General features: G+C 73.1%; 5 protein-coding genes and 2 pseudogenes. 4 read left to right on the top strand and 3 right to left on the bottom strand.

From position 1 onward, the window contains the following. Positions 1 to 101 (top strand): annotated as a pseudogene (locus tag AB0K09_RS29295) (spermidine synthase-like protein); the annotation flags it as partial. A 42-nt stretch (positions 102 to 143) separates the two neighbouring features. Here the strand turns inward: AB0K09_RS29295 and AB0K09_RS29290 are convergent. Further along, complete coding sequence (locus tag AB0K09_RS29290; RefSeq protein ID WP_366068432.1) at positions 144 to 1226, bottom strand: hypothetical protein; 1083 nt, start codon at positions 1224 to 1226, stop codon at positions 144 to 146. Between the two features lie 82 nt (positions 1227 to 1308). Between AB0K09_RS29290 and AB0K09_RS29285 the strand changes: the two genes are divergently transcribed. The 3 genes from AB0K09_RS29285 to AB0K09_RS29275 all read left to right on the top strand — a co-directional run bounded on the left by AB0K09_RS29285 (position 1309) and on the right by AB0K09_RS29275 (position 3334). Then, positions 1309 to 1761, top strand: a complete 453-nt coding sequence (locus AB0K09_RS29285; protein WP_366068431.1) for a DUF4442 domain-containing protein — start codon at positions 1309 to 1311, stop codon at positions 1759 to 1761. Between the two features lie 152 nt (positions 1762 to 1913). Next, a complete protein-coding gene (locus tag AB0K09_RS29280; RefSeq protein ID WP_366068430.1) occupies positions 1914 to 2588 on the top strand; it encodes a DedA family protein in 675 nt (224 codons plus the stop codon). Between the two features lie 29 nt (positions 2589 to 2617). After that, entirely contained in the window at positions 2618 to 3334 is a 717-nt protein-coding gene (locus tag AB0K09_RS29275) for a histidine phosphatase family protein (RefSeq protein WP_366068429.1), read from the top strand. Between the two features lie 8 nt (positions 3335 to 3342). Here the strand turns inward: AB0K09_RS29275 and AB0K09_RS29270 are convergent, their stop codons facing one another. Continuing rightward, positions 3343 to 4995 carry an ATP-binding cassette domain-containing protein gene (locus tag AB0K09_RS29270; protein WP_366068428.1) on the bottom strand — a complete coding sequence of 551 codons (1653 nt, stop codon included), beginning with the start codon at positions 4993 to 4995 and terminating at the stop codon, positions 3343 to 3345. A 282-nt stretch (positions 4996 to 5277) separates the two neighbouring features. Further along, positions 5278 to 5422: pseudogene (locus AB0K09_RS29265) on the bottom strand (GPP34 family phosphoprotein); the annotation flags it as partial.

Here is a 5422-nt window from a genome sequence, read left to right as displayed (position 1 = left end):
GGGACGCCCTCGGCCGTTTCACGGCCGGCGCGCGGCCCGTGCGCGACGCGGACGCGGTGGCGTCGCCCGAACCGCCGGGCGGGACCTTCTCCATCGGCTGATCCACCGGGCGGGCCGGGGCCGGCCCGGCGGCGGGGGAGCGGTCAGGAGGAGGCGAGCGGCCGGAGGGAGCTCATGATCTTCTTGATGGTGTCGTCGGGGATCTCGTCCTTGTCCGCCAGCGGACTGAACAGGCACCACGTGGCGAAGTCGCCGTTGCTGTCCTTGTAGGTGACCGTGACGGACTTGCCGTCGGTGACGCAGCCGTCGGTCTTCTGCACACCGGTGACGGTGGCCGTGGCCGTGTACCCGGAGATCCCGTGGTCGCTCTTGAAGGGCTTGGCCTTCGTGCTGCTGAACTTGCCCGTCTTCTTCTGGTCGAAGCGCGCCCACACCCAGTTGAGCGCCTCGGTCTCGGCCGCCTCCTGGCCGTCGCCCTTCGCGCCCTGCGCGCCCTTGGTGCCGGCCGCGCCCCGGGTGTCGTTCTTGGCGCACACGTCTTCCTTGTAATAGGCGACGCCCGACATGCCGACCCCGGGAGGGTTGTCCGCCTTGCTGCTGTTGTCCTGGTAGACGAGGAGGGCGTTGGGTGCGCCGACCGTCCAGTCCGGCGGCACGTCGAACACGTCGTGCCGCTTGCCGTTCACCACGGCCTTCCAGCCCGGGACGACGGGCTTGACCTCGCCGCCCGCACGCGGGTTGTCCTCGGGGTCGCCCGCCCCGCCGCCCGGCGACGCCGACGCGGAGGAGGAGGCGGCCGGGGCGGAGGCCGATGCCTTTGCCTCGTTCTTCCCGGGGCCGTCGTCCTTGCCGTCGTCGCCCAGCACGACCACGCCCGTGACCACGGCCGCGGCGACGACCGCCACCGCCGCGGTGATGGCGATGACCGTGGTCCGCTTGCCGCGGTTCTCCGGCGGGCGCGGGGCGCCGGGAAGCGTGCCCTCGGCCTGCCACTGCGGGGCACCGGGCTGACCCGGCTGACCCGGCTGCCCGAACTGGCCCGACGGCTGCCCGTACGGGCCCGGCTGCGGGGTGGCCGGCGGGACGGCCGGCTGCTGGTACGGATTGGGCTGCTGCTGGTATCCCGGCTGCTGGTACGGGTTGGGTTGCTGCGGACCCGGCTGCTGGTACGGGTTCGGTTGCTGCGGGTTCTGCGCGCCCCCGGGCGGCTGCTGTCCTGGCCACATGGCCGATAACCATAGAGGCCGGTCCGCCGGCCCTGATCGCTGCCCCTTCCCGACCGTGGCTACCGGCTGGTAACTTTCGGGCATGTCTCAGACCCAGCCCTCGATCGGCGAGGCCCTCGCGGCCACCGTGCCCATGGTCCGCACCCTCAACCTGACCTTCGGCGAGATCACCGCCGAGCGGGCCGTCCTCGGCCTGCCCGACCAGCCCGACTTCCACAACCACGTCGGGGGCCCGCACGCCGGCGCGATGTTCACCCTCGCCGAGTCCGCGAGCGGCGCGATCGTCCTGGCCGCCTTCGGCGACCAGCTCTCGCGCGCCGTGCCGCTGGCCGTGCGGTCCGAGATCGCGTACAAGAAGCTCGCCATGGGGCCCGTCACCGCGACCGCGGAGCTGGGCCGCCCGGCGGCCGAGATCGTCGCCGAGCTCGACGAGGGCAAGCGCCCGGAGTTCCCCGTGCGCGTCTCGATCACGCGCGGGGACGGTGCCGAGACGGGCGAGATGACCATCTGGTGGACCCTGCGCCCCAACGCCTGAGGCCGTCCGCGGGGCCCGCGGCCGGTAACAAGTAGGTGCCGGGCGGCAACCCCGGAGCCCTCGAACGAGTCTCCTCCTCCAGTAGGCTTCCCGGGTGCGCCCGTCGCGGCGCGCGCCGGGAAGCAGGTCGTACAACCGGGGAGGAACCGGCGTTGCACATCCAGGAGTGGCTCGAAACCGTGCCGGCGGTCGCCGTCTACCTTCTCGTGGCCGGGGTCATCGGACTGGAGAGCCTGGGCATCCCGCTCCCCGGCGAGCTCGTCCTGATCAGCTCCACCCTGCTGGCCGCCACCCAGGACCACATCAACCCGTACGTCCTCGGCATCAGCGCCAGCGCGGGCGCCATCATCGGCGACTCCATCGGCTATCTGATCGGCCGCAAGGGCGGCCGCTCGCTCCTGACCTGGCTCGGCCAGAAGTTCCCCCGGCACTTCGGCCCCGACCACGTGGCCACCGCCGAGCGGTCCTTCGAGAAGTGGGGCATGTGGGCCGTCTTCGTCGGCCGCTTCATCGCCCTGCTGCGGATCTTCGCCGGCCCGCTGGCGGGCGTGCTGAAGATGCCGTACTGGAAGTTCCTCATCGCCAACGTCCTGGGCGGCATCGTCTGGGCCGGCGGTACGGTCGCCGTCATCTACACGGTGGGCAAGGTCGCCGAGGAGTGGCTGAAGCGCTTCTCCTACCTCGGCCTGGCCGCCGCCGCCCTCTTCGGGCTCGGCTCGCTGCTCGTCGTGCGGATCAAGGCCAAGCGCGCCGCCGCGGCGAAGGCCGCCGCCGAGGAGGAAGCGGACAAGCCGTCCGAGACGGAGCCGGTCGCGGCGGGCGAGTGACCGCCACGCCCCCTGGGCAGTAAGCGGACGTGCAGGAGCCGTTTCCCCTCCGCTGCGCACTCGCGCGGCTCACCATCGTCCGCCATGCGGAGAGCGTCGCCAACGCGCTCTACGCCCGGGCGGAGCAGACGGGCGCCACCGGGCCCGTACTGGACTGCGCCGACGCGGACGTCCCGCTGTCGGAGCCGGGCGTCCGCCAGGCCCGCGCGACGGGCCGCTGGCTCGCCGCGCTCGGGCCCGGCGACGCCCCGGACCTCGTCCTGTGCTCGCCCTGTCTGCGGGCGACCCGGACCTGGGACCTCATGGCCGCCCAGGTCGGGGACCCGGACCGTATGCCTCCGTCCGCGCTGACCGACGAGCGGCTGCGGGACCGCGAGGCGGGCGTCTTCGAACTCATGCCGCCGACAGCGGTGCGCGCCCGCTCGCCCGAGGAGGCGGACCGCCGCCGGCGGGTGGGGGAGTGGCACTACCGCCCGCCGGGCGGCGAGTCCCCCGCCGACGTCGCCCTGCGCGTCCGCGACCTGCTCACCGAGCTGGGCGACGCCGCACCCGGCCGGCGCGTCCTCGTCGTCGCCCACGACGTCGTGGTGATCGCCGCCCGCCACGTCCTCGCCGGCATCGGCGGCCCGGCCCCGGAACGCGTCCCGGTACCCAATGCCTCGGTCTCCCGCTGGGACCGCGAGGGCACCGGCCTGCGCCTGGTCGCCTTCGGCGCGACGGGGCACCTGGAAGACCTTCCGGGCTGATCCCGGCCTCAGTCCATGGTCATCTCGGCCCGCACCTCCTCCGGCGTCGTGTCCCGCAGCGCGCCGTCCAGACGGAGCCAGCGCGTCACGCCGAGGGACTCCAGGAAGCGGATGTCGTGGCTGGCCACGATCAGCGCCCCCTCGTAGGACTCCAGAGCCGTCGTGAGCTGCCGTACGCTCGCCATGTCCAGGTTGTTCGTCGGCTCGTCGAGCATCAGCAGCTGCGGCGCCGGCTCCGCCAGCATCAGCGCCGCCAGCGCGGCCCGGAAGCGCTCGCCGCCCGAGAGGGTCGCGACCGACTGGCCGGCCCGGGCCCCCTTGAACAGGAAGCGGGCCAGCCGGGACCGGATCGCGTTGTCGCTCGCCTCCGGGGCGAACCGCGCCACGTTCTCGACGACGGTCAGCCCGTCGTCGAGCACGTCGAGCCGCTGGGGGAGGAACCGCAGCGGCACATGGGCCGCCGCCTCTCCGGAGAGCGCCTCCAGCTCGCCGGCGATCGTGCGCAGCAGCGTCGTCTTGCCCGCGCCGTTGCGGCCGACGAGTGCGATCCGCTCGGGGCCGCGCAGCTCGAACTCCCCCTCGACCCGGGCCCCGTAGCGCAGGCACAGCTCGCGCAGCGTCAGCACCGAGCGGCCCGGCGGCACGGCCGTGTGCGGAAGGTCGACGCGGATCTCGTCGTCGTCGCGCACGGCCTCCACCGCCCTGTCGAGCCGCTCCTTCGCGCCGGCGAGCCGCTCCTCGTGCATGATGCGGTGCTTGCCGGCGGAAACCTGGGCCTGGCGCTTGCGCTCACCCATGACGATCTTCGGCTCGCGCTTGCTGTCCCACATCTTCTGCCCGTACCGCTTGCGGCGCGCCAGTTTGACCTGGGCCTCGGCCAGTTCGCGCTTCTGCTTGCGCAGGTCGGACTCGGCCACCCGCACCAGGCGTTCGGCCGCCTCCTGCTCGGCGGCGAGCGCCTCCTCGTACGCGGAGAAGTTCCCCCCGTACCAGGCGACCTCGCCCGCCCGCAGATCGGCGATCTGGTCCACGCGTTCCAGCAGCTCACGGTCGTGACTGACCACGACCATGACGCCGGACCACGCCTCGACGGCCGCGTACAGCCGCCGGCGCGCGTACAGGTCGAGGTTGTTGGTGGGCTCGTCGAGGAGGAGGACGCCGGGCCGGCGCAGCAGCAGCGCCGCCAGGCGCAGCAGGACCGACTCGCCGCCCGACAGCTCGCCGGTGGTGCGGTCCAGGCCGATGTGGCCCAGGCCCAGCCCGGCGAGGGTCGCCGTGGCGCGCTCCTCGACGTCCCAGTCGTCACCGACCGCGGTGAAGTGCTCCTCGCGGACGTCGCCCGCCTCGATGGCGTGCAGCGCGGCCCGCGTACCGGCGATGCCGAGGACCTCCTCGACGCGGAGCGCGGTGTCCAGCGTGACGTTCTGCGGCAGGTAGCCGACCTCGCCGGCCACGCGCACCGTGCCGCCGGCCGGGCGGAGTTCGCCGGCGATCAGCTTCAACAGGGTCGACTTGCCCGACCCGTTGACGCCGATGAGGCCGGACCTGCCGGGACCGAAGGCGGCCTGGAGCCCGTCGAAGACGGTGGTGCCGTCCGGCCAGGCGTAGGAGAGGGACGTGCAGGTGATGAAGGAGGGGGAGGAAGCAGGGGAAAGAGACATACGGGCCTCGCAAGGTCGCGTGAGGTGACGGGCGGCGGGTACGGCGCGCGAGGACACCGCGGGGCGACCATGAGGGGCGAGGGATGCCGAAGAGGGTTCCCGCACCGGCGGGAGGACGGCTGATCCGTCGAGGTCGCACACGAAACACGGGCAGCGGACGCGATGACGGCGTGGCTGCGCGGCGCGGTGTCCGGGGACCTCAGACGAGCAACGTCCTTCTCCGATCGACGGCGACAGGGGCGAGGGAAAACCTAGGAGGCCGCCGGTGGGGTGTCAAAGCATTTATTCGCCGCGCCAGATGTTGTCGAAGGCCGCGTCCTCGACGGCCCGCCGCTGCCGTACGGCCTGGAGCTCCATCAACGCGTCGCCGACGGCGGCCAGTACGGTCTCCACGGCCTCGTCGTCGACGCCAAGGGAGCCGGCGCCG

The organism is Streptomyces sp. NPDC049577 (assembly GCF_040675635.1).
GTDB lineage: Bacteria > Actinomycetota > Actinomycetes > Streptomycetales > Streptomycetaceae > Streptomyces.
This window is presented reverse-complemented; position numbering and strand designations above follow the sequence as displayed.